1 protein-coding gene is annotated in these 539 nt (G+C 27.5%); it reads right to left on the reverse strand.

The features are described 5' to 3' along the window. Nucleotides 1–32: 32 nt before the first annotated feature. Nucleotides 33–518 carry an aminotransferase gene (locus R3X28_RS19230; RefSeq protein ID WP_317666513.1) on the reverse strand — a complete coding sequence of 162 codons (486 nt, stop codon included), beginning with the start codon at nucleotides 516–518 and terminating at the stop codon, nucleotides 33–35. Nucleotides 519–539: the final 21 nt, after the last annotated feature.

Raw genomic sequence — 539 nt, forward strand, 5'->3', positions numbered from 1 at the left:
CCCATTGTTAGGTGTAGTATTTTTTTATTTTATCAACCTGCACTAATTATTGCTAAATATAAGTTTGCTGCATAACCACAATAAATCAATAGTTCCTCAATTTCAAATTCCGAATTGTAGTCTGCCATTTCAACATTATAGTCATAATTTAATTTTGTCCAGTTATTTACTGAATTTAGTGAAAACTGTTGTATATCAGATTCATTAAAAACTTCAAATCTTAGTTTCCATTTCGCTTTGTTTTTCAATAGATAGTTAAATTCTTTTCCATTTGGTTTTTCTAGTCTAATAACCATATGACCCTTGAGATTAAAGGTAATGTCTCCTATTTGGCTTTCATTTTTAAAAATATCGACTTTACTTGTCCAAATATTTTTTGGCTTGATTACAATATTGTTTCCGTTCAATACGGTTTGAGCTTTTTCTGAAAACCAATTAGTATAAGCTAATTCACAAATCTGATCATCATCCTTGATTAATTTAAAATTACCTTTTCCAGAACTTGATATTATTTTCATTGCATTTGTTTTTTATTACAC

This window comes from Maribacter sp. TH_r10, assembly GCF_033101095.1.
Classification (GTDB): domain Bacteria; phylum Bacteroidota; class Bacteroidia; order Flavobacteriales; family Flavobacteriaceae; genus Maribacter_A; species Maribacter_A luteus.